Source organism: Myxococcus sp. MxC21-1 (assembly GCF_032612255.1).
Lineage (GTDB): Bacteria > Myxococcota > Myxococcia > Myxococcales > Myxococcaceae > Myxococcus > Myxococcus virescens.
This window is the reverse complement of record NZ_CP123278.1, coordinates 1313825-1339286: the sequence shown is the minus strand read 5'-3', so window position 1 is coordinate 1339286 and position 25462 is coordinate 1313825. Positions and strand designations below refer to the sequence as shown.

20 protein-coding genes and 3 pseudogenes are annotated in these 25462 nt (G+C 69.9%); 15 read left to right on the top strand and 8 right to left on the bottom strand.

Annotated elements, in window-relative coordinates; all coding sequences use genetic code 11:
- Positions 1 to 28 precede the first annotated feature (28 nt).
- Complete coding sequence (locus tag QEG98_RS06355; RefSeq protein ID WP_316566095.1) at positions 29 to 3127, bottom strand: aminotransferase class I/II-fold pyridoxal phosphate-dependent enzyme; 3099 nt, start codon at positions 3125 to 3127, stop codon at positions 29 to 31.
- A gap of 241 nt (positions 3128 to 3368) precedes the next feature.
- Between QEG98_RS06355 and QEG98_RS06350 the strand changes: the two genes are divergently transcribed.
- From QEG98_RS06350 to QEG98_RS06335, 4 genes are all read left to right on the top strand, one after another.
- Complete coding sequence (locus tag QEG98_RS06350) at positions 3369 to 3779, top strand: hypothetical protein (protein ID WP_316566094.1); 411 nt, start codon at positions 3369 to 3371, stop codon at positions 3777 to 3779.
- A gap of 434 nt (positions 3780 to 4213) precedes the next feature.
- Complete coding sequence (locus QEG98_RS06345) at positions 4214 to 5332, top strand: hypothetical protein (protein ID WP_316566093.1); 1119 nt, start codon at positions 4214 to 4216, stop codon at positions 5330 to 5332.
- 96 nt (positions 5333 to 5428) lie between these two features.
- Positions 5429 to 6433: a rhomboid family intramembrane serine protease gene (locus tag QEG98_RS06340; protein ID WP_316566092.1), complete on the top strand. Its 1005-nt coding sequence runs from the start codon at positions 5429 to 5431 to the stop codon at positions 6431 to 6433.
- Positions 6427 to 7398, top strand: coding sequence for a hypothetical protein (locus QEG98_RS06335; protein WP_316566091.1), 972 nt, complete (start codon positions 6427 to 6429; stop codon positions 7396 to 7398). Before QEG98_RS06340 ends, QEG98_RS06335 begins: the two co-directional genes overlap by 7 nt.
- A 120-nt stretch (positions 7399 to 7518) precedes the next feature.
- Here the strand turns inward: QEG98_RS06335 and QEG98_RS06330 are convergent, their stop codons facing one another.
- From QEG98_RS06330 to QEG98_RS06310, 5 genes are all read right to left on the bottom strand, one after another.
- Positions 7519 to 7887: a DUSAM domain-containing protein gene (locus tag QEG98_RS06330; RefSeq protein ID WP_316566090.1), complete on the bottom strand. Its 369-nt coding sequence runs from the start codon at positions 7885 to 7887 to the stop codon at positions 7519 to 7521.
- Between the two features lie 4 nt (positions 7888 to 7891).
- Positions 7892 to 8209, bottom strand: a complete 318-nt coding sequence (locus QEG98_RS06325; protein ID WP_316566089.1) for a hypothetical protein — start codon at positions 8207 to 8209, stop codon at positions 7892 to 7894.
- A gap of 675 nt (positions 8210 to 8884) precedes the next feature.
- Complete coding sequence (locus QEG98_RS06320; protein WP_316566088.1) at positions 8885 to 9250, bottom strand: hypothetical protein; 366 nt, start codon at positions 9248 to 9250, stop codon at positions 8885 to 8887.
- Positions 9247 to 10221 (bottom strand): acyl-CoA desaturase, encoded by a 975-nt coding sequence (locus QEG98_RS06315; RefSeq protein ID WP_316566087.1) that lies wholly within the window; start codon positions 10219 to 10221, stop codon positions 9247 to 9249. Before QEG98_RS06315 ends, QEG98_RS06320 begins: the two co-directional genes overlap by 4 nt.
- Positions 10222 to 10672: 451 nt before the next feature.
- Positions 10673 to 11830, bottom strand: coding sequence for a site-2 protease family protein (locus tag QEG98_RS06310; protein ID WP_316566086.1), 1158 nt, complete (start codon positions 11828 to 11830; stop codon positions 10673 to 10675).
- 212 nt (positions 11831 to 12042) lie between these two features.
- Here QEG98_RS06310 and QEG98_RS06305 point away from each other — a divergent pair, with 212 nt between their 5' ends.
- The 7 genes from QEG98_RS06305 (at position 12043) to QEG98_RS06275 (ending at position 17682) form a co-directional block, all read left to right on the top strand.
- A complete protein-coding gene (locus QEG98_RS06305; RefSeq protein ID WP_316566085.1) occupies positions 12043 to 12183 on the top strand; it encodes a hypothetical protein in 141 nt (46 codons plus the stop codon).
- The gene (locus tag QEG98_RS06300) at positions 12183 to 12767 is read left to right on the top strand and encodes a Coq4 family protein (protein WP_316566084.1); all 585 of its coding nucleotides are present in this window, start codon (positions 12183 to 12185) and stop codon (positions 12765 to 12767) included. Before QEG98_RS06305 ends, QEG98_RS06300 begins: the two co-directional genes overlap by 1 nt.
- Positions 12768 to 12776: 9 nt before the next feature.
- Positions 12777 to 14339, top strand: a complete 1563-nt coding sequence (locus QEG98_RS06295) for an acyl-CoA carboxylase subunit beta (RefSeq protein ID WP_090484980.1) — start codon at positions 12777 to 12779, stop codon at positions 14337 to 14339.
- Between the two features lie 118 nt (positions 14340 to 14457).
- On the top strand, positions 14458 to 15072 hold the full coding sequence (locus QEG98_RS06290) for a hypothetical protein (protein ID WP_090484982.1): 615 nt from the start codon (positions 14458 to 14460) through the stop codon (positions 15070 to 15072).
- 38 nt (positions 15073 to 15110) lie between these two features.
- The gene (gene accC / locus QEG98_RS06285) at positions 15111 to 16628 is read left to right on the top strand and encodes an acetyl-CoA carboxylase biotin carboxylase subunit (RefSeq protein WP_090484983.1); all 1518 of its coding nucleotides are present in this window, start codon (positions 15111 to 15113) and stop codon (positions 16626 to 16628) included.
- A gap of 24 nt (positions 16629 to 16652) precedes the next feature.
- Complete coding sequence (locus tag QEG98_RS06280) at positions 16653 to 17162, top strand: biotin/lipoyl-containing protein (RefSeq protein WP_090484985.1); 510 nt, start codon at positions 16653 to 16655, stop codon at positions 17160 to 17162.
- Positions 17163 to 17166: 4 nt separating this feature from the next.
- Positions 17167 to 17682 carry a YfbM family protein gene (locus QEG98_RS06275; RefSeq protein ID WP_316566083.1) on the top strand — a complete coding sequence of 172 codons (516 nt, stop codon included), beginning with the start codon at positions 17167 to 17169 and terminating at the stop codon, positions 17680 to 17682.
- Positions 17683 to 17700: 18 nt separating this feature from the next.
- Here the strand turns inward: QEG98_RS06275 and QEG98_RS06270 are convergent.
- Positions 17701 to 18413, bottom strand: a pseudogene (locus QEG98_RS06270) (TSUP family transporter).
- 198 nt (positions 18414 to 18611) lie between these two features.
- Here QEG98_RS06270 and QEG98_RS06265 point away from each other — a divergent pair.
- The 3 genes and pseudogenes from QEG98_RS06265 (at position 18612) to yhbY (ending at position 22548) form a co-directional block, all read left to right on the top strand.
- A pseudogene (locus QEG98_RS06265) lies at positions 18612 to 19423 on the top strand (hypothetical protein).
- Between the two features lie 764 nt (positions 19424 to 20187).
- Positions 20188 to 22215, top strand: coding sequence for a J domain-containing protein (locus QEG98_RS06260; protein ID WP_316566082.1), 2028 nt, complete (start codon positions 20188 to 20190; stop codon positions 22213 to 22215).
- A gap of 42 nt (positions 22216 to 22257) precedes the next feature.
- On the top strand, positions 22258 to 22548 hold the full coding sequence (gene yhbY, locus QEG98_RS06255; protein WP_090484996.1) for a ribosome assembly RNA-binding protein YhbY: 291 nt from the start codon (positions 22258 to 22260) through the stop codon (positions 22546 to 22548).
- 52 nt (positions 22549 to 22600) lie between these two features.
- Here yhbY and QEG98_RS06250 read toward each other — a convergent pair.
- A pseudogene (locus QEG98_RS06250) lies at positions 22601 to 23907 on the bottom strand (neutral/alkaline non-lysosomal ceramidase N-terminal domain-containing protein).
- Between the two features lie 144 nt (positions 23908 to 24051).
- Between QEG98_RS06250 and purF the strand changes: the two are divergent.
- On the top strand, positions 24052 to 25440 hold the full coding sequence (gene purF / locus QEG98_RS06245; RefSeq protein WP_316566081.1) for an amidophosphoribosyltransferase: 1389 nt from the start codon (positions 24052 to 24054) through the stop codon (positions 25438 to 25440).
- Positions 25441 to 25462: the final 22 nt, after the last annotated feature.

The window sequence follows — 25462 nt, the reverse complement described above, 5'->3', positions numbered from 1 at the left end:
CGGACAGTGTCCGTGCGGGGCCCGCGCCTCAGGACTCGGACGGCCCGCCGCGCAGCTTCGCGCCGAAGCGCAAGAGCTGCTCACGCGCCCGGAGCAGCGCGTCCCGTGGAATCGAAAACACGGCCCGCGCCCGCTCCGGATCCCCACACCACGGGCCGCCATTCAGGACGACGTGCGTGTGCTCGTACACCACGCGAGGAAGGTTCTCCGGCGTCAGCCGCACCCCGTCAACCTCCTGCCCCAGCCATGCCGTCATCCGAGGCGACAAGAAGAGTCCGCCCGCGTCCCCCGCGTCCGAGCGCCCATCCCCTGGCAGCGCTCCGGCCAGCAGCTCACGCTTCTCCGCCAGCTCCCGCCGCATCTTCACCAGGAAGGACCGCAGGGTGCGGTGCCGTGCGGGGTACAGCAGCTGGCCATCCGGACTGCGGGCATATGCCGCATACAGGTACGCCGCAGCGCGCGCCGTCATCAGGTGGAGCACCCCAGGGCCGCTGTCACGTACCGCCGCGGCCAGCGCCCGGTCCTTCGTCGCGAGCCACCCCACGCGGAGCCCACCGGCCGCGAACTCCTTGGACAGCCCTCCCAGCAGCACCGTGCGGGCGCCGATGCCGGGCACCGCGCCTTCCAGCGTCACGGGGCTGGGAACCGTCTCCGCAGTGGGGCTGGTGAGGTTCACCAGTCCGAAGATTTCGTCCGAAATCAGCAGACAGCGCTGCTCCACCACATAGGTGGCCAGGGCCACCAGCTCCTCGCGGGCCAGGTAGACACCGGAGGGGTTCGACGGCTGCGACACGACGATGGCATCCGGCACGCCGCCACCGCCCTGCCCTCGCCGCGCCAACAGCCCCGACAGTGGCCCCTGCTCCACGTCACACCCCGCGGAGACGAAGGTGGGCGGCAACACGCCGTAGCACGGCGTCGACACATAGACGCGCGGCGTGCGTCCCAGCCGCTGGCGCAGCGCCACGCCCAGGTGGTGGATGAGCGGCCACACGCCCGGCGCCACCGCCAGCTCGTCCGGCGCGTAGCGCACCGCGCGCGACTCCAGCAGGAAGGCCGACACCGCCTCTGCCAGTCCTGTCTGCGGTGCGGGCTCGCGCGGCGCGACACCGGCGGCGATGAGGCCCTCCACCAAGGGAGGCGGCAGCGGCCCTTCGTTCTCTCCGTAATCCAGACGCACCAGCTCCGCGTCGTCCTCGCGGAACACCTTGGGCGCGAATGCGGGGAAGGTCATCAACCGCGCCATCCGTCGCGAGCGGGGCAGCGTCACCACCGGAGGCCTGCGCGGCGCGGGCGCTTCCGGCTCCGCGAAGGAGATGCGGAACGACAGCAAGTCAGCGAAGGTGCGCTCGTAGAACGCTTGCGCCAGGGTGCTGATGCGCGAGTACGTGACCTCCGCCGCGGCTTCCAAGTCTCCCCGCAGTGGCTGCGGCACCGGCATGAGCAGCGTCAGCTCCAGGTCCGGCCACACCGCGTTCTTGATGAGCCCATAGAGCACCACCAGGTTGGGGGCGTGGGCCTCACGGGCCAGGAACTCGAAGAGCGTGTGCGGCTCCACGCCGCCGGTGATGTTGAAGAAGGCGCTTTCGTCCAACACCACCCAGATGCCCCGGCGCGCCGCCTCCGCGACGATGTCGCGCAGCACGGACAGGTTGGTGCGCTCCCCCTTCTCCACCGTGAGCAGCACCATCTTCACGTCGAACGCGGACAACAGCCGGCGAATCTCCGCCAGCGACGTGTGTGTCACCGTGGCGCGCACCCCCGCCTTCTCCAGCGCACGGGCGTAGAGCGGATGGAGGTTGCGCGACACCAGCACCTCGTCCCCCGCGTCGCAGGTGGCCATCAGCAGCGAGTACACCGCCTGCTCGCGCTCGGGCGCGACGAAGACCTCCTCTTCCGCCAGCCGCAGCCCGAAATACCGGTCCAGATAGCGCACCACCTGCCGGCGGAAGGACGCGTCGCCCGCCTCGTGCGCGTAGGGCATCAGCGGGCCCCGCGCCAGCCGCGCCGCCAGGTCGGCGACGAAGCCCAACTGCTCCGCCGACGCGGCGCCCAGGTCCAGCTCCTCCTGCAACGCAGAAGCACCCAGCGCGCGCAGCGCGGCCCGCAGCGCCAGCGTCTCGCGAGGCAGCGCCAGCCGCGCCTCCCACACCGCCACCTCGTGCCACACCGGATTCCCAGCCTGGAGCCAGCCCAGCGCGGTGGCCGCCCGCAGCGGCTCCGGGCTGCGCGCTTCCATGAAGAACTCGAACTCGCGGCCGGTTCGCTGCTCCAGCGCCACCAAAGGACGGATGTCCGTGTCCGCCGCCTGCATCACCCGGCGGGCCACCCGCACGTGCGTGTCGAAGCCGCGGCGGGTGAACATCCGCTCGATGATGACGCGCCCTGGCCTGCCCGCGAGGTTGAGCAGCAGCCGTCCGGTGGGCGACAGTCGCTCCGGCGCTTCGTCCAGCAATCGCGCGATGAGTCCGAGCCCGAAGTGGTCCTCGTAGACGTTCTGCAGCGTGCAGTAGTTGGACAAATCGTAGAGCGCCTGCTCGTCGGCCTGGGACAGTTCGGAGGGCAAATCCTCCTCGCCCCGGAGGACCTGCGGAATGCAGCCCACCACGAAGTCCCATGGGGCATCCGAAGGTATCCCGCGCAACAGGTCGCTCTCCCCGAAGGACAGGCGCGACGCCAACGACTCGTCTCCGTTGAGCCACGCGTTGCAGCGCGCCACCACGGGCGAATGCGGATTGAGGTCCGCGCCATGCACGTGCGCCAGCCGGGTGAACTTCGCCAGCGCGATGCAAATCCATCCCGAGCCCGCGCCGACCTCCACCAGCCGCTTTCCCGCATACTCATCCAGCGGGACGCTCAGCAGGCCCTCCAGGAAGGTGTAGGCCCACGCCTCCGGAGCGAAGATGGACGGAAGCAGGAACAACTCCAACCGCTCCTGCGAAGCGCCCACCGTCACCGTCACCGTCACCAGCCGCAGTGGCGCCGATTCGGGTTGGTGGCGAGACAGCTCCGCCAGCTCGCGGAGCTCGGCCAGCGCGCGCGGGCGCCTGTCCGCATGGGACAGGTCCTCGGACAGTGCGCGCAGCAGGTGAAACGCCTCACGGGGTGTGGAGGGGTAGGTCGGCATGGCGCGAGGACTGTTTCGAGCCCCCCGCCCCCTGTCAACGCTGCGATGGCGCCCGGATGAAACCCTTTGGCGCCCTGGGGTGAGTCAAGGAAATGCCGACTCGCCGTAATAAAGGGCAGCAGCAACGAGGCCCGCCGCCGCCGCGCCGGGCGGGCTCGGAAGCAGCACGCGCGGTACCGACGGAGCAGCATCCATGTCGCTCATGCCTGTGGATGGACCCCGTAGTGGAGAGGGGGCAGTGATGGAGATGAACGTCTCGAGGCCGGTGCTTGCTGGGGGATTCTGGAAGAAGCGCACGCAGCCGGTGAAGCGCGCCAAGGACGCGTCGCTGGTGCGTTGGGAGTCGCAACCGTGGCGCCGTCAGTTGCGCGACCCGGCGGAGTACGAGCACCCGGTGGCGCGTGCCGCGCTGGTGCAGGCGCTGCTGGCGGAAGGTCTGACGATGGACGCGGACGCGGCGCGCTTCGCGGGAACCAGCGAGGACCGCGACTGCATCAGCATCGCGCAGGTGCTGCGCTTCGCCGACTCGCTCGTGCTGCGCATGGCGCTGGCGTGCACGGATGACCACGTGCTCCAACTGGTGCATCTGCGCCGCGACGCCGAGGACCTGGCGGAGCGGATGATTGAGTGGGCCAACGCCGGCCGTCTGTAGGCCGGATGCGGCACAGCAGGCAGGGACATCGGCCCGGTGTCGTGGCGTGACTCGCCGGAGGTCGCACGCTGGGGCGGCGTGCGGCGCGGCGCCTGGGCCACGGTGAGGGCCAGAGCCCCTGCGAGTCCCTCCTTGACAGCCTGGGAGCCCGGCTGTTCTCACGGAGACATGCTCTCCTCGCTCGTCCTGGCCGCCACCCTGGCAACGGCCCCCGCTCCCCGTGCCGCCGCTTCGGCGAAGACGCTCGTCCATGTGCCGAAGGTGGATGCGCTGACGGGCCTGGCCGCGTTCCTGGAGCGTGCGGGTCAACACGCCGCGCTGCTGCGTCCTCGGCGTGGCGGACGGAGCTGCATCCCTTCCTCGCGGTCGACCCCACGCGGCCCCAGTCCCTGTCCGAGCTGGGCCTGGATCCAACCGGTCCGGCCACCGTGTCCATGCGCAACGATGGCCGCGTGTCCTGCATGCGGGTGGCCGACGCCAAGGTGTTCCAGGCGAAGGCCGCCGAAGCCATCACCGCCGCGGGCGGCGCCGAAGCGAAGCCCACCACGCGTGGAGGGGTGACGACGGTGCATGCCGACCGCGACATGGGCGGCAGCATGGGCTACGCGATGAAGGGCAAGGAGGTCTGCGCCTTCGGCGCCATCGAGCGCGGCGGCGCGGACCTGCTCAAGGAGTCCGTCCGGCTGGTGGGCAAGGCGCCCGCGCGAGATGCCCGGCTGGGCAAGGTGCCGGGCGTGGCATTCGTCGTGTCGGGCAACACGGTGGTGGGCCTGGACGGAACGGCCAACGCGCTGCAGGTGGAAGGCGTGACGACGAAGTTGCAGCTGCCGGTCTTCCAGGCGCGAGGCACCAGCCCCTACGCGGCGATGAATTCGGAAGGCCTGCTCTCCTCGCGGGCGTCCATCTCTCCCATGGGGGTGTTCCAGACGGTGGACACGATGCGCTCCACGCTCCAGGTCCTGTGCCCCACGTGTCCGAAGGAGCAGATGGTGTCCATGGCGAAGGCCGTGACGAAGCAGCTCACGGGCCACATGTTGGTGAACATGGACCACGTCCAGGTGCGCGGCTCCCTGCGAGCGATGTCGACGCGCTTCTTCGCGGTGCGCCAGGCCGTGGCCGCCGAGGTGAAGGACGTGGCGGCGGTGAAGGCCGCGCTGGCCCCGCTGGGCAAGCTCCCGGACGTGCTGGTGCTGGAGGACGGCTGGAAGCTCCCGCTCAAGGGCGGCAACGTGTTCGTGCGCATCAAGGGCAAGCAGCTCGTCCTGGGCAACGAAGAGTCGGTGACCCAGGCCACGCTGGCGGCGCTGACGGAGACGGGCACGAAGACGGAGCACCCGGTGGACTTCGCCGTTGACCCCAAGCGGGTGGCGCGAGGCCTGGCGCAGATCTCCCTGACGGACATCCTGGCGGATGAACTGCTCGCGGCCCTCTTCGCGGCCAGCTCCGAACTGGGGCCGCTGCTGGCGCGCAGCGAGCGCATCACCGGGTGGATGGACGCCGCCCCCGGTGGCGCCCACCGCGTGTCCCTGACCTGGCCGCTGCCTCCGCAGTAGACGCTCGAATCTGAAGCGGCGGGACGGAGTGACGCGCCGTTGCGAGCCTCCGTCGTGATATGTCAGTCCCTCAAAGCACGAGGGGGAAACCACGCCATGATGCTGTTCCTGCCCCTGGGGGTGGACAACACCGAGCTGGAGCGTCTGCCTCGGGTATCCATCACCATCGCGGCCATCTGTATCGTGGCCTTCTTCATCTCCTGGGTCGTTCCGTCCAATCCCCTGGGCGTGGGTGAAAACGAGCTGCGCTCCTTGCTGGAGCAGTCGCTCGAGCACCCGGACCTGGAGTTCCCTCCCGCGTGTGCGGAGCGGTTGCTGTCCGATTCGGGCCGGAGGCTCGTGCGCAACATGCACCAACGCGCCACGGAATCCGACGGAGCGGAGAGCGTGACGAACCGGCAGCAGGGACTGAATGAGCGCTGCGAGGAACTCATCGCCCAGCACGACTCGAGCCTGCTCTCGCGATTCTCCCTGGTGCCCGCGCGGGGACTCGCCCAGCCCGGCTGGCTCACGTACATGTTCCTCCACTTGGGGTGGATGCACCTGCTGGGGAACCTGCTGTTCTTCTACGTGACCAGCCTGCTGCTCGAGGATGCCTGGGGCCGGCCACTGTTCGCGGGTTTCTACGTCGTGGGCGGGCTGGTGGCGGGCGTGGCCCACTATGCCATCGACCCCTCATCGGAGTCGGTGATGGTGGGTGCCTCCGGCGCCGTGGCCGCGTGCATGGGCGCCTTCTGTCTGCGCTTCGCCCAGCGACGGGTCCGCATCGGCTACTTCGTCTGGCTGCTGAAAATCTTCCGCGGCACCTTCCCCGTTCCCGGTTGGGTCTGGGGCGGCCTGTGGTTCGGCAACGAGGTGCTGAACTACTACCTCCTGGGCAACAACACGGGCGTCGCGGTGATGGCCCACATCGGCGGTTTCGTCTTCGGCTTCGCGGGCGCGTCGCTGCTGCGCGTCACGCAGTTGGAAGAAAGGGTGGTGGCGCCCGCGCTCGCCGCGAAGCAGGGCGGATGGGTGGCCGACCCGCGGCTGGCGGAGGCCCAGGAGGCGCTCGACCAGGAGACCGCACGGCCGCACGCGCGGGCTTCCAGCGCTTGCTGAAGACCCAGCCGGACCACACCGACGCATTGCTGTCGCTGGGCCGCATGGACCTGGAGGACGGCAAGACGCAGGCCGGCACGGCGCGGGTGGAGCGGGCGCTCCATACGCTCGCGGGTCGCGCCTCCACGGACGCGCTGTGGTTCGCGATGGAGCCATTGGTCTCGCTGCTGCCCATCGACGCGCTGCGGCCCGCCTCCGCGTGGAAGCTGGCGCAGGCGCTGGACACGGAAGACGCGCCGCCGGCCTCGTTGGAGACGACAGAAGCCCTGTACAGCGTGGCGGGCGGGGGCGCGGGCATCATCGCGGTGCGCGCGCTCATCCGCGCCACGGAGCTGCGGATGGCGCATTACAAGGACCTCGAGCGGGCAGCAGGCTACCTCGCGCGCGCCAAGCCGCTGTTGACGGGAGAAGCTGCGTCGGCGGGTGACCGGGTCCGGGAGCTGGACGCCGAAATCACGCGGGTGCTGGAAGAGAACGCCTGGAAGAAGCGGGACGCTGCGCCAACGCCCACCGTGGACACTCCCCCCGCGCCGCCGCGCATCTTTCCCTGCCGCATCGTGAGCATGACGGACATGGCCCTCACCGTGGAGGCCGCCAATGGCCAGCGCCGGACGATGGCCATGGCGGAGGTGCTGGCGATTGCCGTGGGCATGCTGCCCGTCGCCGGACCGCCGGGGACGCCTCCGCGTCAGACGGTGCTCACCGACCTGGTGCTCTCCTGGGGGAGCGCCAACGAAGGAGCGCGCGTGCTGCGGGTGAACGTCGCGGGGCTCGCGCTGAACCACTTCTATCCAGGCGTGGCACCCCGTGAGGCCTATGCGCGATTCCTGGCGGACATGCTGGAGCGCACCAACGCCAACGCGCTTCCGGACGCCTCCTCCCTGAAGCAGGGGCAGTACCCGCGCTTCAACAGCGAGGCGGAGCTGAGCCAGCACTACTACGGCGGGAGCGCGGCAGCGGCCTGAGCGCGGCGGAGGGCCCCCGCCCACGACGCCTTGTCAACGGGCCTCGAAGCCAGGCATGGCGCCCGTGAAGAATCCGCTTCTTCAGCGCGACTGAGAGCCTGTCCGAATGTGACAGGCAACTCACTCCATGTCTTCCAGGGCCAACTCGGCCTGCTCCCGATAGAGGGGCACCTGCTCCACCGCGAGCACGTCTTCCAGCAGCGCGCGCGCGCCAGCGGCGTCGCCCGCGTCCCGAAGCCGGCGGGCCCCCGTCAGCGCGCGCATGAGACGTTGCGAGCCATCACGAATGCGGCGGCGAGTCTCGTGAAGAAGCGCTGTCGCCGTGGCAACGCCCGCGACGGCGGCCTGTGCATCCTCTTCGGGAATGCCCACCTCTCGTGCCGAACGGAGGAGCAAGGCGCGCACCTCGGCCGTCAGCGACAGCGCCTCACCGGCCTCCACGCGACGCGCCAGTTCACGCACCGGGTCCCAATCAATCGACTCGGCCATGGACTCACTCGCCTCCCTTGCGACGGCGGCACTTATCCACGGGCCATTCGTGTTGCCCTTCGCAATACCGGAAGCAGTCGTAACAAGAGCCTGACCAGCCCTGCTCCTGACACTGGGCGTAGGCGTCGATGCACACCTGCTTCCACCCGGGGATGGCTTCTTCGCTGGCCTCGGACGCGGACTCGACGGCCTTCATCGGAACCAGGTACTTGCTCGCCTCCGAGGCCGTCAGCCCGCAGCGCTCAGGCGTGGCCGGGTGCGTCTTCACGCAGCAGCTCACCGTCGAATCCATGGGGCCGCACTGCGCCTGGGCCAGGTACACGGGCTGACGGGCCGCTGTGGAATGAGCGCTCCCGCCACAGCCCAGCGCCGAGAGAACAATGCCTGCCAGCGGGCCCCACATCGCACAGCAATGCAAGGATGGCTCGTTTTCCATGAATGACAGCTTACACACGCTTCGTACATGGACAACCCTCCTTTCACGCCGCCAGCCTCCGGGCTCGCTCACGGCAATCATCCGAAGCCACAGCTATTGAGGGCACATCGCCGTGGCCCGAGCCCGTGAGGGCACCGGGCGGCGGCCTCCTCTGAAAGTGTCCTGGATGCCGTCCTGCGCGCCCCATATGCAACGCACCAGGTAGGCACCGCAAGCAGAGACTCACCGTGGCGGGTTACCGTTCCATGGCGCATCCCGAGTGTTGGGATGCCACCATGGACCTCACGCTCGCCCCCCTGCGCGCACATTCCCTCCGGGCTGCGTGCTCAAGATGAGAGCCAGACCCACTGGGGCCTCGCCGAGACGTACGCGACCTGCTGCGCTGCACCTGCCGACGATCGCGTGGCGGCCCACGCAAGAGTGGGCGTGCACACGCGCGCGGTTCAGCCAGACGTTCGATGACAGCGCCGCCGACGGCGGCATCCGCCACAGCCAGCGCATCGTCGACGAGTCGTTGCTTTCGAGCGGGAGTGACCCGCCTTCTTCTTCGGCGTCGCGGGCCTACCAGTAGCGGCGGGGAGGCGCGGCGGGCAGAGGAGGCGCGGGCAGGGGCTCAAGCATGCCGCACTTCAACAACCGCTCGACGGCGTCCTTGACCGCCTTCGCGGAGGTGGCGCAGTCCTCGAGGTTGCGTGCCGCCTCGGAGACGGTGCGCCCGCCCGCTTCGAACTCCACCAGGTAGAGCCCGTCCTCCGCGGCAAGCCCGAGCGCTGCGCCCCACTTGGCCCGAGCCGCGTCGAATTGGGCGCGGCCGCTGCCGGATCTGGCCGCCTCAATCACGGCGGAATAGGAGGCCACGGCCTCCGTGCCCTTGGCCGAGAGCCGGAACTTCTGCGCCCGCCCGTACCGAACCTTCTCGTCACTCATACCGCTCCCTCGATGGCTGGCTGTCCCATCCGCTTGAGCCAACGCACGTGGCTCTTCAACGCCGCACCGACGCTCTCGTTCGCCCGGTAGCGAATGCCGTGCCTCCGGCAGGTGTCCTCGACAATGCGCGAAAGCGCCGGGTAGTGCAGATGACACACCCGAGGGAAGAGATGGTGCTCCACCTGGAAGTTCAGCCCTCCCAGGTACCAGCTCACCAGCGAATTGCCGCGTGCGAAGTCCACTGTCGACGCGATCTGATGCGTGGCCCAGTCACGGGAGAAGGGACGGTTGGCTTCCGGCGGCAGGGAGAAGTCCGCTTCCTCCACGCAGTGCGCCAGCTGGAACACGGTGGCCAGCGTCAGCCCGAGCACGAACGAGGCGAGCGCGTAACACAGCGCGACCTGCCAGAGCGGGTGGAAGAACAACGGCAGCGCGATGGCCCAGCCAAAGAACAGCAGCTTCCCGCCCAGGGCCCCGGCCAGCTTCAGCCCGCCGGGACGCGGCATCTTCTGCCGTCCCACCCGTCCGGTGACCAGGTCCTTGAAGTCATCGACGAAGTGCCACTTCATGGGAAGCAGCGCGTAGAGCCCCCAGATATAGGCATGCTGGAAGCGATGCGCCGTGTGCAGCCGCTGGCCAGGAGCCAGCCGGCACAGCGGCTGGATGTCGATGTCCTCATCGAGCCCGACCACGTTCGTGTGGCTGTGATGGAAGATGTTGTGCTTCCAGCTCCACACATAGGACGAACCACCGATGACATCGAGCGTCCACCCGAGAATCCGGTTGATGCCCCGATGCACCGAGTAGCTTCCGTGGTTGGCGTCGTGCTGGACGCTGAACCCCACGCCCGCGATGGCCAGCCCCAGGGACACGCACCCGGCGACCGCCCCCCACGGGCCTGAGGCGCCCAAGAGGAGCCAGAGATAAGAGGCCGCGAACCAGCCCAGGATGACCACCGTCTTCGCGTACATGCGCGGGAGGTCACGAGGCGAGCGCCCGCTCGCTCCCAGATAAACCTCCACCCGCGCCCGGAGGTCCTGGAGGAAGGGCCCCGACTCGAGAAACTTCGCCTTCGTTGCTTGCGACAACGTCCACCCGCTCTCACGCCGCCAGGGTCACCGCCGGAAGAACCTGGAGTCGCGCTGGGAGGATCCCGCCGCGGCCATCGCCTGCCTGGTGCCGAAGGTCCATGTAACACATCGCCAGAGTGGACTGTTCCGGCGGTGCTGGGCCTCCTCCAGATTCAATCGCCCGCCACGGCTGAGACGCGCGCCTGGCATCGAGGTGCGCTCGCGGACACCGCCGGAGCCGCTGTCGGCCAAACGACACCGCGTACCGCGCCCCCGCGGGAGGCGTCCGACGCGCTCGCCCCGTCGGAGGAGGATGCCACCGAGCCAGCACCTCAACCTCACATGAGTCCCGTCACACCGGCCGCTCCTGCCGCCACCGCCGCTCCTGCTGACCACTGCGCTCCTCGCGCGCCTGATACAGCGCCATACCGCGCTGCACGTCGTTCACGTCGAGCGTCCCCGCCAGCGCCCCATCCGCCTCCACCACGACGAGCTGGGGCATCTCCTCCTCGGCCATGCGCCGCAGCGCCGTCCACCCATCCTCATCCAGCCGCACCGCCACGGCGGGCACCATCACCTCGCGCGCGGTGCGCGTCATCCGCTCCGAATCTGGCACGCCCCGCACCGTCTCCAGCGACACCTGCCCCACCGGCCTTCCGTCCTCCGTCACCGGCAGCAGCAACAGTCGATCACGCCGCAAGTCCCACAGCGCCTGCTCCAGCGACGCCCCCGCGTCCACGCCCACCCGGCGCGGCGTCATCAAGTCGGCCACCGGCACACGCTCCAGCGTCGTCTTCATCCGCACCTGCTGCGCCTCCCCCTGCGCGCCCATGAAGATGAAGAACGCGATGACGGCCAGGAACGGGTTGAACGACAGCACCGCCCACACACCGAACAACACCGCGAACCCACGTCCCAGCCAGGACGCCACCTGCGTCGCGCGCACCATCCCCAGCCGTCCCGCCAGCGACGCGCGGACGATGCGCCCCCCATCCATGGGGAACGCGGGCAGCAGGTTGAACACCCCCAGGAACAGGTTCAGGCTGGCCATGTAGAAGAACGCGAACTGGAGGTTGAACGAGCGCACCTCCTGAAGCAGCCACGTCGCGCCGCCGAGCAGCACCGCCAGCAGGATGCTCGTCAGCGGCCCCACCGCGGCCATCAGCGCTTCATCCCGGGGACGCGGCGGCGCCTCCGTCAACTCCGACACACCACCCACCATCATCAACGTAATCGAGCGCACCGTCCCGCCACGGCGCAGCGCGTACACGGTGTGCGCCAGTTCGTGAATGAACACGGACGCGAACAAGCCCACCGCCACCACCAGCCCCCACAGCACGGGCGAGCCGCCGAGTCGCTCTGGGGGGACTTCCGCCACCTCCGCCGCACGCCGGAAGGCGCCGCCGAATAGGAACGCAAACAGCGGAAGGACCAGCAACAGCGAGAAGTGGACGCGGACGGGAATGCCGCGGAACGAGCCGATTTGAAAGGAACCTCGCGCGGCGCGCATGGCGGCCCTCCTATGGCTTCAACCTCCGTCCCCTCCGCGCGGCGCGCACGGACCTGGGGGCGGCCCGGCCGGCTGCCCGCCCCCTGAGTGTCCGCTCCTCGGCCTTCGAGATGTCCGCCCGCGAGCACGGCCGCGGCCACCCCGCCCCGCCCTTGCGCCTCCCACATACGCTGGACGGGGCGGCCCCAGCGTCCCCCCACCTTGGAGGCACCATGTGGAATCCTGTCGCGTATGCGTGGACGGCATGGCGGATGGCACGGGCCCTCCGCGACCCGGAGAAACTCCAGGACGTCCTGGGTCTGGCCCCCGTGCTCGCGCCCCCGTGGCGATGCGGCGGCTGGTGGAGCGCCTGATGAGCCACGCCTCTGCGGCCCAGGCCTTCATCGAGCGCCCGCGCGTGGGCCTGCTCCACCTGGCCGCGCTGCGCGCCCTGCCCGAACACACCCTGGGACGTGCCTTCGTCGACCACCTGGAGGCAAACCAGGTGAACCCTGACGCACTGCCCTACCTGGAGGCGCGGACCGACGAGGAGTACGTGCGAGCGCACCTGCTCGAATCCCATGACGTCTGGCACGTCCTCACCGGCTTTCCGACGAGCGTGGCGGGCGAGCTGGGCCTCCAGGCCTTCAGCCTGGCCCAGGTGGGCAGCCCCTTCGCGCTGGGCATCCTCGCGGGCGGCCTGACGAACACCCTCCTCTACGCGTTCTCCCAGCGCGAGGAGCGCATGCGCGCCATCGTCCGGGGCTGGCTGCTGGGACAACGGGCCCGGCCGCTCTTCGGGGCACCGTGGTGTCAGATGTGGGAGTCGCCCCTGGTGGAGGTCCGCCAGCGCTACGGCCTGGACCTGGAGGCGGTGGATGCAGTGCTTGACGACCCCATGCGTCCGGCCATGGAAGTCAGGAATCCAGGCAGCGCGTCCTCGCCCCAATCATGCTAGACGCGCCCCATGGACCAGACTCCCGAGAAGGACCCCCTCCGCGCACGTCTCGAGAAGATGGAGAAGCAAGCCGAGCTGGGTGGCGGCGCCGACCGCATCGCCAAGCAGCACGAGTCCGGCAAGCTCACCGCCCGCGAGCGCATCGACCTGCTCCTTGACCCCGGCTCCTTCTGTGAGCTGGACAAGTTCGTCACCCACCGCTCGAACGAGTTCGGCATGGGCGACAAGAAGATTCCAGGCGACGGCGTCGTCACCGGCTACGGCACCGTGGAAGGCCGCAAGGTCTTCGTCTTCGCCCAGGACTTCACCGTCTTCGGCGGCTCGCTGTCGGGCGCCTACGCGCAGAAGATCTGCAAGATCATGGACCTGGCCACCCGCGTGGGTGCGCCCGTCATCGGCCTGAATGACTCGGGCGGCGCGCGCATCCAGGAAGGCGTGGAGAGCCTGGCCGGCTACGCGGACATCTTCGTGCGCAACACGCTGGCCTCCGGCGTGGTGCCCCAGATTTCGCTCATCATGGGCCCGTGCGCGGGCGGCGCGGTGTACTCGCCCGCCATCACCGACTTCATCATGATGGTGAAGGACACCTCGTACATGTTCATCACCGGCCCGGACGTCATCAAGACGGTGACGCACGAGGAGGTGTCGAAGGAGGCGCTGGGCGGCGCCGTCACGCACAACCAGAAGTCCGGCGTGGCCCACTTCGCGGCGGAGAACGAGCAGGCCGCCATCGTGATGACGCGCGAGCTGCTCTCCTTCCTGCCCTCCAACAACCAGGAAGAGGCGCCCGTCCAGCCGTGCGAGGACGACGCGTTCCGGGCCGAGGAGTCGCTCAAGACGATTGTCCCGAGCAACCCCAACAAGCCCTACGACATCAAGGAAGTCATCAAGGCCATCGTCGACGACAAGCACTTCTTCGAGGTGCAGGAGCACTTCGCGAAGAACATCGTCATCGGCTTCGCGCGCATGAACGGGCGCAGCGTGGGCGTCGTCGCCAACCAGCCCGCGGTGCTCGCTGGCGTGCTGGACATCGACGCCAGCATCAAGGCCGCGCGCTTCGTGCGCTTCTGCGACTGCTTCAACATCCCGCTCGTCACGCTGGTGGACGTGCCCGGCTTCCTCCCCGGCACCGACCAGGAGTGGGGCGGCATCATCACCCACGGCGCCAAGCTGCTGTACGCCTACGCCGAGGCCACCGTCCCCAAGGTCACCGTCATCACCCGCAAGGCCTACGGCGGCGCCTATGACGTCATGGCGTCCAAGCACATCCGCGCGGACATGAACTTCGCCTGGCCCACCGCCGAAATCGCCGTCATGGGCCCCGAGGGCGCGGTCAACATCATCTTCCGCAACGAGCTGGCCAAGGCCCCGGACGCCGCCGCCGAGCGGGCCCGGCTGACGGCGGACTACCGCGACAAGTTCGCCACCCCGTTCAAGGCGGCCGAGCTGGGCTACATCGACGAAATCATCCGTCCGGAGGAGACGCGCGCGAAGCTCATCCGCGCCCTGGAGCTGCTGAAGGACAAGCGCCAGGAGAACCTCCCCCGCAAGCACGGCAACATCCCGCTCTAGGTTTCTTCCAGCCCTCGCCTGCCCGCCCTCTGTCGCCAGCAGGGCAGGCAGGCGCGCGCGAAGGGGGAAATTTGGGGGTGACGAACGGGCTTACAGGGGCCAGGAAAGGAATCTCATTTTGCCCCACCGTCGCCTCATCCTCTTTCTCTCCGACGTCGAAGGAAACCTCACCGCCCTGCGCCAGACGCTCAAGCGCGTCTGCGAAGCGGTGGACCTGGCCACGCCCGAGGTGAAGTGGGTGGAGCCTCCGCCAGAGGGGCTGGCCGATGCGGGCTGGCACGCCGTCGAGTTGGAGCTCCCGCCCGCCCCGGGCCGCAAGGCGCGCAAGTCCGAGCAGCCCTTCCTGGAGGAGCAGCTCGACGCCATGAGTCAGGCCCTGGCGCAGGACTTCCGGGACCGGGCGCTGGGCCTCTTCGTGGACCGCGAGCACAGCTACGCGCGCTCCTGCATCAGCGGCCCGGGCCGCCCGTCCAAGGCCGTGGAAGGTGAGGTTCTGGACGTCATCCGGCAGGCGGCGCGCTGGCTGGACGTGGAGACGGGCATGCTGGCCCGCCTCTTCGGCGGCGGAAACGCGGCACGCAACCTGTTGGCTGCGGCGGTCGACTTCGGCAACGAACCTGGACGGTCGGGTCCGCCCGCCCCGCCGGAGCCGGACGAGGACGACCGCTTCGTGGAGGCCAAGCTGACACAGGCTCGCGCTTACATGGAGCAGTACCTCAACACCCGGAAGTAGAGGCGGCAAACAGGGTCGCCCCGTGCTAGACGGGCCCCATGCCCAAGATCCGCAAAGTGCTCGTCGCCAATCGCGGCGAGATCGCCATCCGGGTGATGCGCACGTGCAAGGAACTCGGCATCGCCACGGTGGCGGTGTACTCGGAGGCGGACCGCTCCGCCCTGCATGTGCGCACGGCCGACCAGGCCATCTTCGTGGGGCCCCCGCCTTCGCGTGAGAGCTACCTGGTGCAGCAGCGCATCCTCGACGCCGCGAAGCAGGCTGGCGCGGATGCCATCCACCCCGGCTACGGCTTCCTCTCCGAAAACGCCGCCTTCGTCCGCGCCTGTGAAGCCGAAGGCCTGACGTTCATCGGGCCGCCCGCCTCCGCCATGGACTCCATGGGCGAGAAGACGCGTGCCCGCGCGAACATGATCAAGGCGGGCGTGCCCGTGGTGCCCGGCACCACCGAGCCCATCCCCTCCGTGGAGGAGGCGCGCGCCTACGTGGAGAAGATTGGCTTCCCCGTCATGCTCAAGGCCGCGGGCGGCGGCGGTGGCAAGGGCATGCGCAAGGTGGAGCGCATGGAGGACTTCGAGTCCTCGTGGCGCGCCGCCAAGAGCGAGGCCCTCAACGCCTTCGGCAACGACGCCGTCTACATCGAAAAGTACCTGGAGAAGCCACACCACGTGGAGATCCAGGTCTTCGCGGACCAGTACGGCAACACCATCCACCTGAACGAGCGCGAGTGCTCGGCGCAGCGCCGGCACCAGAAGGTGGTGGAGGAGACGCCCAGCCCCATCCTCTCGCCGGAGCTGCGCGCGAAGATGGGCGAGGTCGCGGTGAAGGCGGCCAAGGCCGTCAACTACGTGGGCGCCGGGACGGTGGAGTTCCTGGTGGACGTGCACCGCAACTTCTACTTCCTGGAGATGAACACCCGCCTCCAGGTGGAGCACCCGGTGACGGAGTGGGTGACGGGCCTGGACCTGGTGGCCATGCAGATTCGGGCCGCCGAGGGCGAGAAGCTCGGCCTCACCGAAGCCCCCACGCCGCGCGGTCACTCGATTGAAGTCCGCGTGTACGCGGAGGACCCGAGCCGCAACTTCATGCCCAGCCCGGGCAAGATTACGTACCTGCGCGTGCCGGGTGGACCGAACGTGCGTGACGATTCGGGCGTGTTCCCCGGGTACACGGTGCCCAACGTCTACGACCCGATGATTTCCAAGCTGTCCGTGTGGGCCCCCACGCGGCGCGAGGCCATCGCGCGCACGCAGCGCGCGCTGTCCGAGTACGTGGTGAAGGGCATCACCACCAACATCCGCTACCTGAAGGCGATTCTGGCGCACCCCGAGTTCATCGAGGGCGACTACGACACCAGCTTCCTCACCCGCCAGCACGATGCACTGCTGGGCGCGGAGGACCCGAAGCTGAGCGAGATGGCGCTGCTGGCCAGCGTGGTGCACACGTACCAGAAGGACCAGAAGCGCGCGAAGACGCTGCCCGCCGCCGGTGGCGGCCAGGGCGGTGGCAACGGCGGCGTCTCCCCGTGGAAGCTGGCGCTGCGCACGCGCCGCTAACCCTCAGAGCTCGGAAGGACTTCCATGCGTTACTTCACGAAGCAGCAGGGCCAGAAGGAAGCGGTTCCGGTGGACCTGGAGCCCCTGGGGAACGACCAGTTCAAAATCACCGTGGGCGCCACCACGTACCAGGTGGACGCGCTGGCGCTGGAGCACGGCACGCTGTCCATGCTGGTGGACGGCCAGTCGTACAACGTCGAGTTCGAGGAGAACGGCGACGAGCTTGGCGTGCTCCTGCGCGGCCAGGTGAACCGCATCGACGTGGCGGATGAGCGCCGGCTCCGGCTGCGCGCGGCCAACGCGGCCTTCTCCGTGGAGGGCAAGCAGCTGGTCACCGCGCCCATGCCGGGCAAGGTGGTGAAGGTGCTGGTGAAGGTGGGCGACGAGGTGAAGGAGGGCCAGGGCCTCGTGGTGGTGGAAGCCATGAAGATGGAGAACGAGCTCAAGAGCCCCAAGGCGGGCAAGGTGACGGAGCTGTTCGCCAAGGAAGGCACCGCCGTGGAGAACAACGCCAAGCTGGTGGTGGTGGAATAGCTCCATGGAGATGCTCTGCACCCTGCGCAGCGCCACCGAGGCCCAGCGCGTTGCCCTGCTCCAGGCCCCCGAACGGCTGGAGGCCTTCGTCGACGATGACGAGGACTTCGGTGACCCGAAGGGCTCGGCGTTCCTGGAGCTGGACATCGGCGAGGCGTGGCATGGCCTCCAGTACCTGCTGACCGGAACGCCGTGGGAAGGCAGCGCGCCGCTGGACTTCCTGGTGCGTGGCGGCGAGGACGTGGGCGACATCCCTTCCGAGGAAGGCACCGCGCGCGTCTTCACGCCGGCCCAGGTGCAGGCCCTGGCCACGGCGCTGCAGCAGGTGACGCAGAAGACGCTGCGCGCGCGCTACGACGCGTCCACCATGCAGGCCCAGGACATCTACCCCGGGACCTGGGACGAGCCCGAGTCCGAGGTGGATTTGCTGGAGGAGCTGCTCTCCTACTTCGAGGAGCTCCAGAAGTTCATGGCCGCCGTGGCGAAGCGCCGGGAGGCGCTGTTGGTGCACATCGGCTGATGGCGGGGTGACGGCTGCTCAGGCCGTCACCACGTCGTGCCCCAGCTTGAGCACCAGGGCCAGCACCACGCCCAGCACCACCTTGCGCACCAGTTTGTCGCCGCCCTTCACGGCCAGGTGCGCGCCCAGGTAGGCGCCCGCGAACTGGGCGCCGGCCATGGGCAGCGCCACCTTCCAGAGCACCACGCCCTTGAAGGCGAACAACGCGACGGAGGCGAGGTTGGAGGCGAAGTTCACCACCTTCGCGTCCGCCGACGCGCGCGCCAGGCCGTGTCCCAGCAGGGACGAGAAGGCCACGATGAGGAACGTCCCCGTCCCCGGTCCGAAGAAGCCGTCGTAGGTGCCGATGGCCAGCGCGATGAGCGCGCCAATGGCCCGGCGCGCGCGGGCGGCCCGGGCTCCGGCATGTCCCCCGGACGCGGCGACTTGCGGAAGGCGAGGAACACCGCCACCGCGATGAGCAGCACCAGCACCAGGGGCTTGAGGACTTCGGGCTTCACCAGCAGCACCAGCGCCGCGCCCCCGAAGGCCCCACCCAGGCCGAAGGGGAACGTCACTCGCGCCAGGTTCCCATCCACCAGCCCCGCGCGGGAGAAGCGCACCAGCGCGGCGAACGAGCCGAAGACGGACTGTCCCTTGTTGGTGCCCAGCGCCACGTGGGGCGGAAGACCCGCGGCCAGCAGCGCGGGGACGGAGATGAGCCCGCCACCTCCCGCGATGGCATCCACCATGCCGGCAATCAGCGCGGCCACACACAGCAAGATGAGGTGCAGCGCACTGACGTCCACGTCCACCGGGGTGAACCTCCTCGCGGGCGGCGCCTGGGTACCACGGGCCCGGCCCGCCGCCCATGACCGCCCGCTTCTTGCGTCATCCCCCTCCTTGGGCGTCAATGCCGGGACGACTCCACTCCCCCCGCCGAGGTCCCCGTGCTCGCTTCCTTCCTCACCGTGCTGGCGCTCACCCTGGGCTCGGTTCCGACTCCGCAGGACCCTTCCGCGCCGACGTGCCGCGCCATCGACGGCAAGGTGTCCTGCGGCTATGGGTGCAAGTCGGACGGACAGCGGGTGCGCTGCGCGCAGACACCGCAGGGCCACTGCCAGGTGATTGACGGGCAGGCGGTCTGCTTCGACCCGCCGGCCTACGTGCAGAAGGCCTATGGCGCGGCGCTGCCGAAGCCGGAGTGTCAGAGCATCGACGGGGTGGTGGCGTGTGGCTACAACTGCGCGACGCAGCCCGGCCGGGTGAAGTGCGCGCAGTCCCCCGCGGGCGTCTGCCGGGGCCGGGGCGGCGAGGTGGAGTGCTTCGACCCGCCCGCCGTGGTGTTCGCCGTGTACGGCAAGGACACGCCCACCGCCCAGTGCCACAGCAACGCCATGGAGCTGACGTGTGGCTATGGCTGCATCAACGCCTCGGAGGAGTGCGCTGCGCCCGGACGCCCGCGGGCGTGTGCAAGCTGGCCAGTGGCCGCATCACCTGCTTCGACCCCTCCCCCGCCGCCCTGTGCGCCTGGAAGCGCGAGCTGCCCGCGCCGCAGTGCAAGAACACCGAGGCGGGCCCGGTGTGTGGGTACAACTGCACCACCGCCTTCTCGAAGTCGGCCTGTGCGTCCACCCCGAACGGGCTGTGCAAGGTCTTCGACAGCGAGGTGTACTGCTTCGACCCGCCCGCTGAACAGAAAGCGGACGCGGCGTGTCTGGCAGCGCTCGGGCTGGCGGCACTGGATGGCGCGGCGCCCTGAGTCGAAGTAAGGGGCTCGCGCCCCGGCGCGCTGCTTTGATGCGACGGAGGACAGCGGTAGGGTTCGCTTTTCTCGCAGGACGAAGGAGCAAGGCCGCGCATGGCGGAGGGTGAGGTCCGGCAGTACTGGGTCCGCAACGACAGGGGCACCATGTGGGGGCCCCTCACCCTGCCGACCATTGAACTGCTCATCGAAAGCGGCTCCATCCAAGGCCGGCTCCAGATGTCCGAGGACGGGCTCAACTTCGCCTTTCCCTGGCGCTTCCCGGAAGCGCGCGAGGTCGTTCCCCGCGAGCTGTGGGGCCCGGGCGCACCGCCCGTCTCCGCGGCGGAACAGGCCGCACCGGGCGCTCCCATGGGCATGGCCCCCGGAGCCCCCGTCATGGCGGGGCGGTGTCCGGCCCGCAGCAGGCCCCGGTGTCGCGCCGAGTGCGGGCCCCGGTGCGCCCATCGCGGGCCCAGGTGTCCGCCCTCGCGTGGCGCCCATCGCGGGTCCCGGTGTCCGGCCCGTGGCGGGCCCTGGCGCGGCCCCCATGGCGGGTCCCGGCGCGGTCCCTATGGCAGGCCCTGGCGTGGTCCCCATGGCGGGCCCTGGCGCGGCCCCCATGGCGGGTCCCGGTGCTCGGGCCACTGTGGACCCCGCGCGGCGTCCCGTGGCGCCCGCCCAGCAGGCCCGTCCTCCCGGAGCGGTGCCACCTCCGCCCGTGGCGGGAGCCGCGCGTCCGCCGAGCGCTCCCCGCGAGCCCGGCCCCGGCGCCCGCCCCCGTGGCGGTGCCCGAGGTGGAGGGCGATGACGCCGCACCGGAGATTCCGGCCCTCGGCCGGCTCGAGCAGCTCTCCCCCATCCGCCTCTATGGCCGCATCGCCGCGCGGGAGCAGACGGGGCTGCTGTCGCTGACGCTGGCGGACCGCGTCGTCCAGATTCACTTCCGCAAGGGCAACCCGGAGTTCGTCGACTCGTCCCATCCCGAGGAGGCGCTCGGGCCGTCACTGGTCGCGGCGCGGCTGCTCACGCCCGAGCAGCTTCGCCAGGCCGAGCCCACGCTGGAGCGGTTTGGCGGAGACCTGCTCACCGCGCTCTTCGGTCTGGGACTGCTCCAGCCAGCCACCGCCTTCGCCATCCTGGCGCAGCGCGCGGGCGGCATTCTCTCCAGGGGCCTGCGGGCTGAGAGCGGGACGTTCACCTTCGAGCTGAAGGACCTGTCCTCGCACAAGGCGATGCCGCTGGGTCACCGCTGGGCCGTGCTGAGCGATACGGTGCGCCGGATTCCCTCCGCGGACCTCAAGCGCCGGCTGACCCCGGTGCTCCAGCTTCCCATCATGAAGTCCGGTGGCGTCGTGGCCGCGAGCGAGCTGCGCCTCACGCCGCACGAGGTCCGCGCGCTCACGGTCATCGACGGCGTGCGCTCGGTCGCGCAGTTGCTGATGGACTTCGCGCAGGACGCGGACCACCTGCTGCGGCTCGCGTTCCTGCTCAAGGAGCTGGACTCGGTGTCGTTCGCCGGACAGGCCAGGACGGCGCAGGATGTGGGCCCACGAGCGCCCGGTGCCGGAGGTGCCCAGCCCTCCACGGGTGCCGCACACGCCGCGGCCCCGAACGCCGCCGCGCAACAGCGCCCCGCTGGAGCCGCTCCGAACGTCGCGGGAGGTCCGCAGCCCGGCGGGGTGGCGCAAACCGCCGGCGCCGCGCCCCAACGCTCCGTGGCAGGCGCGCCGCCCGCGGCAGGTCCCGGTGCCACGCGCCCCGCGGGCGTGGCACCAGCCGCCGGCCCCGGAGCGCCCGCGCCCATCGCGGGCCCGGGTGCCACCGCCGCGCGCCCGCCCGTTGCCGGTCCCGGTGCCACCGCCCCACGCCCGGCAGGCACGGCCCCCGCGGCAGGCCCCGGTGCCACCGCCCCACGCCCGGCAGGCGCGGCCCCAGCAGCAGGCCCCGGTGCCACCGCCCCACGTCCGGCAGGCGCGGCCCCAGCAGCAGGCCCCGGCGCCACCGCCGCGCGGCCCCCGGTCGCCGGGCCCGGCGCCCAGCCCCGTCCCCCGCCGTCACTGTCCGCGCAGGGCGCTCAGCGCCCAGCCGCGCCCGCCGCCGCTGCGACGCCCGCGAATGCACCAGGGGCTGAAGAGATTCCCGCCCTGCGCCAGCTCACGATGGCGATGAAGCAGCAGAACCACTTCCAGCGGCTCGGGCTGACGGAGCAGACGAACTCCAGCGCGGTGAAGATCGCGTACTTCCGTCTGGCCAAGCTCTACCACCCGGACACGCTCCCGCAGGGGGCGCCGCCGGAGCTGGAGAAGCTGAAGGCGGAGGTCTTCGCGTATATCGGCGACGCCTACCGCACCCTCTCCGACGACAGCAGCCGCGCCAGCTACATCGAGGAGCTCAAGAGCGGCGGCAGCGGAGACGGGGTGGACATCAACGGCATCCTCATGGCGGAGGAGCTGTTCCAGAAGTCCTGCATCCTGGTGAAGGCGCGCAAGTTCCCGGACGCCGTGCAGATGCTGGACGAGGCCATCAAGCTGAACCCGGAGGAAGCGGAGTTCTACGCGTGGCGTGGCTACGCGCGCTTCTTCACGGCGGCGGACAAGAAGGCCGCCCAGCCCGAGGCCTTCCGGGAAATCCAGAACGCCATCCGACGTAACGAGCGCTGCGCCCCCGCGCACTACTTTCTGGGCGTCATCGCCAAGCTGTGTGGTGACGGCCAGGGCGCGCTCAAGCACTTCAAGCGCACCGTGGAGCTTCAACCGGACCACATCGACGCGCAGCGAGAAGTCCGCATCGCGTCGCAGAAGAAGTAGGGTGCGCCCCCCTTACCCGAAGACACGAAGGAGAGAAGGAACGTGCCGCTCACTGGGAAGCAACGCCGCCACCTGCGCGCGCTAGGACACCACCTGGAGCCGGTGGTCATCGTCGGTCAGGCCGGCGTCACCGAGGGTGTCATCGCCGCCATCGAGCAGGCGCTGCAGGACCACGAGCTCATCAAGGTCAAGATCAACGAGGGCCCGGAGACGCGCCAGGAAGCCGCGGCGCGCATCGCCGAGGGCACCCAGGCGGAGCTCGCGCAGCTGCTGGGCCGCACCGCGCTCGTGTTCAAGAAGCGCAAGAAGGACTCCAAGTTCGAGAAGTTCTAGCCAGCCACGAGCCGGCCGCGCCGCGGAAGGTCCTCCGCGGCGCCCGGCCGCCTCAAGGTGTGAAGCCCGCCGCCCCGGCCACGAACTCCGCCGCCACGCTCAGCCGCTCCAGCAGCTCGGGCCCGAAGTACTGTCGCCTGGACTCCCCCAGTCTCCCCTGCACGTTCGCCGCCGTCTCCACGTAGCCCACGTAGCCATCCGCCAGGCTCAGCACGCCCGTGGCGCCGGTCCTCTGCAGCAACTCCATGCCCGCGGCCACGGGCTCGCCCGGCACCGCCACCAGCTTCAGCGGCCCCAGCACCAGCGCGCCCACCTCCGCCAGACGCGGCGCGGATTCACACAGCAGGTTGTCCCCCGCCGCCCGCGTCAGCGCCGGCACCAGCCGCGAAGCGTCCGGACGTGGCATGGCCGCATCAGCGCGCGCCAGGGACAGCCGCACGGTCTCCCCACGGGTGACAAGGGCGCATCGCCGGCCAGCTCCGCCAGGGCATGCGCGAAGCCCGACACCCGCTCCAGCCCCTGCCCTTCCGAGTACGCCACCGTCGCATTGCCCCCCGCGCCCTGCAGCAACAGCGTCACGCCGCTGCCCGCCTCCTCGCGCAGCGCGCTGAGCCGGCCGGGGTAGTCAGGGTCGACGTAGGCGCGGCGACGCGGCACCATCGCCGGGTGCGCGGAGTAGAGCAGCAGCTCCGCCACCGGGCCCTCCTGCCCTCGGAACACCGCGCGCGTCATGACGCCATCCGGCTTCTCGCCACCGCTGCGGGAGATGACGAACTTCTGCTCCCGCGCCTCGCCGACCTCCAGCGACACCGGGGCGAGCGACGCGGCCGCCTGGGCCAGTGCGTCACCCGCCGCCATGGTGATGGCATCCACCACGTCTTCCCGGTAGCGCCCGGTGCCGGACACCTGGGCCACCCACCGCGAGTCATACCCGCCCAATGACGAATGCGTGTGCGTGGCCAGGACCAGCACATCCTCCAGCCCCGAGGCCCGCGCGCGCTCACGCACCCGCGTGGCCAGCACGTCCGGAACGAGGAGCAGGTCCAACGACACCAGCCCCACCTGTGTCCCTCCCGCCTCCAGCACCACCGCGCGCGCGTGGAGCGGCACGTCAGCCTGCTCCGCCTCGGGCCGTGGCGGCGTATAGCCGGCCACCACCACCGGGAAGGGCGGCGAAAGCGCCACCTTCGCCGCGCCCGCGCGCAGCGGCCCTTCGCCATGAACCTGTGACACAAGGACTGGCGCGCGTTCGGCCCAGCTGCCACACCAGTTCCAGGACGCCAGCGAATACGCAGCGCCCACGGTGAGCAACATCAGGGGAAACAGGGAACGCCAGCGGACCCATCGTGAGGATGCCATGCGGGAACCAGACTACCCGCAGGGCCTCGCCTTTGGGACGCCTGACTGCCCACATGAAACGACTCTGGCGTCGGGTGGAATACCCACCAGAGGGGCATGCGTTCCTGTTCCGCTCACCGCTCGAAAGGAGTAAGGCAGCGCGCCATGTGCGGCATCTTCGGAATCGTGGGGCACGCCGAGGCCTCCAACCTGACGTACCTGGGGCTGCACGCCCTCCAGCACCGCGGGCAGGAGTCCGCGGGCATTGTCGCCTCTGACGGGATGGGGCTGCGCGCTCACCGGCAGATGGGACTCGTCGCCGACATCTTCGACGCGCCGGTGCTCGCCGACCTGCCTGGGCAGGCGGCCATCGGCCACGTGCGCTACTCCACCGCTGGAGGCAGCGCCCTCAAGAACGCCCAGCCGCTCTTCGTGCAGTACGCGGGCGGACAGTGCGCCATCGCGCACAACGGCAACCTGGTGAACGCGACCGAGCTGAAGCAGCAGCTCGAGGCCGACGGCGCCATCTTCCAGTCCGACGCGGACACGGAAGTCATCCTGCACCTGCTGGCGCGCTCCAAGCAGGCGACCTTCGAGCAGAAGCTCGTGGAGGCGCTGCGCAAGGTGACGGGCGCCTACAGCCTCCTGGTGCTCACGGAGAACAAGCTCGTCGCGGTGAGGGACCCGCACGGCATCCGGCCGCTGGTGCTGGGGCGGATGAAGGAAGGCGCCTACGTGCTGGCCAGCGAGTCGACCGCGCTGGACCTCATCGAGGCGGAAATCGTGCGCGAGGTGGAGCCGGGCGAGCTGCTCGTCATCGAGAACGGGCTGCTGCGCACCAGCAAGCCCTTCGCGGAGCCGCCGCGTCAGGCACGCTGCATCTTCGAGCACGTGTACTTCGCCCGGCCGGACTCCACGCTGTTCGGCAGCAACGTGTACGAAGTGCGCAAGGAAATGGGCCGTCAGCTCGCGAAGGAGCAGCCGGCGCCCTCCGCGGACCTGGTCATCGCGGTGCCGGACTCGGGCGTTCCGGCGGCCATCGGCTTCGCGCAGGCCAGCGGCATCCCCTACGACGTGGGCCTCATCCGCAGCCACTACGTGGGCCGCACCTTCATCGAGCCGCAGCAGTCCATCCGCCACTTCGGCGTGAAGCTGAAGCTGTCCGCGGTGCGGCAGGTGCTCAAGGGCAAGCGCGTGGTGGTGGTGGACGACTCCATCGTCCGCGGCACCACGAGCCGCAAAATCGTGAAGATGATCAAGGCGGCGGGCGCGGTGGAGGTGCACCTGCGCATCTCCTCGCCGCCCACGAAGTGGCCTTGCTACTACGGCATCGACACGCCGAGCCGTCAGGAGCTCATCGCCGCGACGCACAGCCTGGAGGAGATTGCCACGTACGTGACCGCGGACTCGCTCGGCTACATCTCCCAGGAAGGCCTGGGCCGCGCGGTGGGCGACCCGGAGCGCGGCAGCTTCTGCACCGCCTGCTTCTCCGGCAAGTACCTCATCGGCGACTTCGGCGAGCAACGCGCCGAGCCCAGCAAGCTCACCGCCTGACGTCACCACCGGCTTCACGCCC

What these genes read in the sequence shown, in the direction of transcription:
- QEG98_RS06355 (WP_316566095.1), bottom strand. Translation starts at nt 3,127, where the DNA reads ATGCCGACCTACCCCTCCACACCCCGTGAGGCGTTTCACCTGCTGCGC.
- QEG98_RS06350 (WP_316566094.1), top strand. Translation starts at nt 3,369, where the DNA reads ATGGAGATGAACGTCTCGAGGCCGGTGCTTGCTGGGGGATTCTGGAAG.
- QEG98_RS06345 (WP_316566093.1), top strand. Translation starts at nt 4,214, where the DNA reads ATGCGCAACGATGGCCGCGTGTCCTGCATGCGGGTGGCCGACGCCAAG.
- QEG98_RS06340 (WP_316566092.1), top strand. Translation starts at nt 5,429, where the DNA reads ATGATGCTGTTCCTGCCCCTGGGGGTGGACAACACCGAGCTGGAGCGT.
- QEG98_RS06330 (WP_316566090.1), bottom strand. Translation starts at nt 7,887, where the DNA reads ATGGCCGAGTCGATTGATTGGGACCCGGTGCGTGAACTGGCGCGTCGC.
- QEG98_RS06320 (WP_316566088.1), bottom strand. Translation starts at nt 9,250, where the DNA reads ATGAGTGACGAGAAGGTTCGGTACGGGCGGGCGCAGAAGTTCCGGCTC.
- QEG98_RS06315 (WP_316566087.1), bottom strand. Translation starts at nt 10,221, where the DNA reads ATGTACGCGAAGACGGTGGTCATCCTGGGCTGGTTCGCGGCCTCTTAT.
- QEG98_RS06310 (WP_316566086.1), bottom strand. Translation starts at nt 11,830, where the DNA reads ATGCGCGCCGCGCGAGGTTCCTTTCAAATCGGCTCGTTCCGCGGCATT.
- QEG98_RS06305 (WP_316566085.1), top strand. Translation starts at nt 12,043, where the DNA reads ATGTGGAATCCTGTCGCGTATGCGTGGACGGCATGGCGGATGGCACGG.
- QEG98_RS06300 (WP_316566084.1), top strand. Translation starts at nt 12,183, where the DNA reads ATGAGCCACGCCTCTGCGGCCCAGGCCTTCATCGAGCGCCCGCGCGTG.
- QEG98_RS06295 (WP_090484980.1), top strand. Translation starts at nt 12,777, where the DNA reads ATGGACCAGACTCCCGAGAAGGACCCCCTCCGCGCACGTCTCGAGAAG.
- accC (WP_090484983.1), top strand. Translation starts at nt 15,111, where the DNA reads ATGCCCAAGATCCGCAAAGTGCTCGTCGCCAATCGCGGCGAGATCGCC.
- QEG98_RS06280 (WP_090484985.1), top strand. Translation starts at nt 16,653, where the DNA reads ATGCGTTACTTCACGAAGCAGCAGGGCCAGAAGGAAGCGGTTCCGGTG.
- QEG98_RS06275 (WP_316566083.1), top strand. Translation starts at nt 17,167, where the DNA reads ATGGAGATGCTCTGCACCCTGCGCAGCGCCACCGAGGCCCAGCGCGTT.
- purF (WP_316566081.1), top strand. Translation starts at nt 24,052, where the DNA reads ATGTGCGGCATCTTCGGAATCGTGGGGCACGCCGAGGCCTCCAACCTG.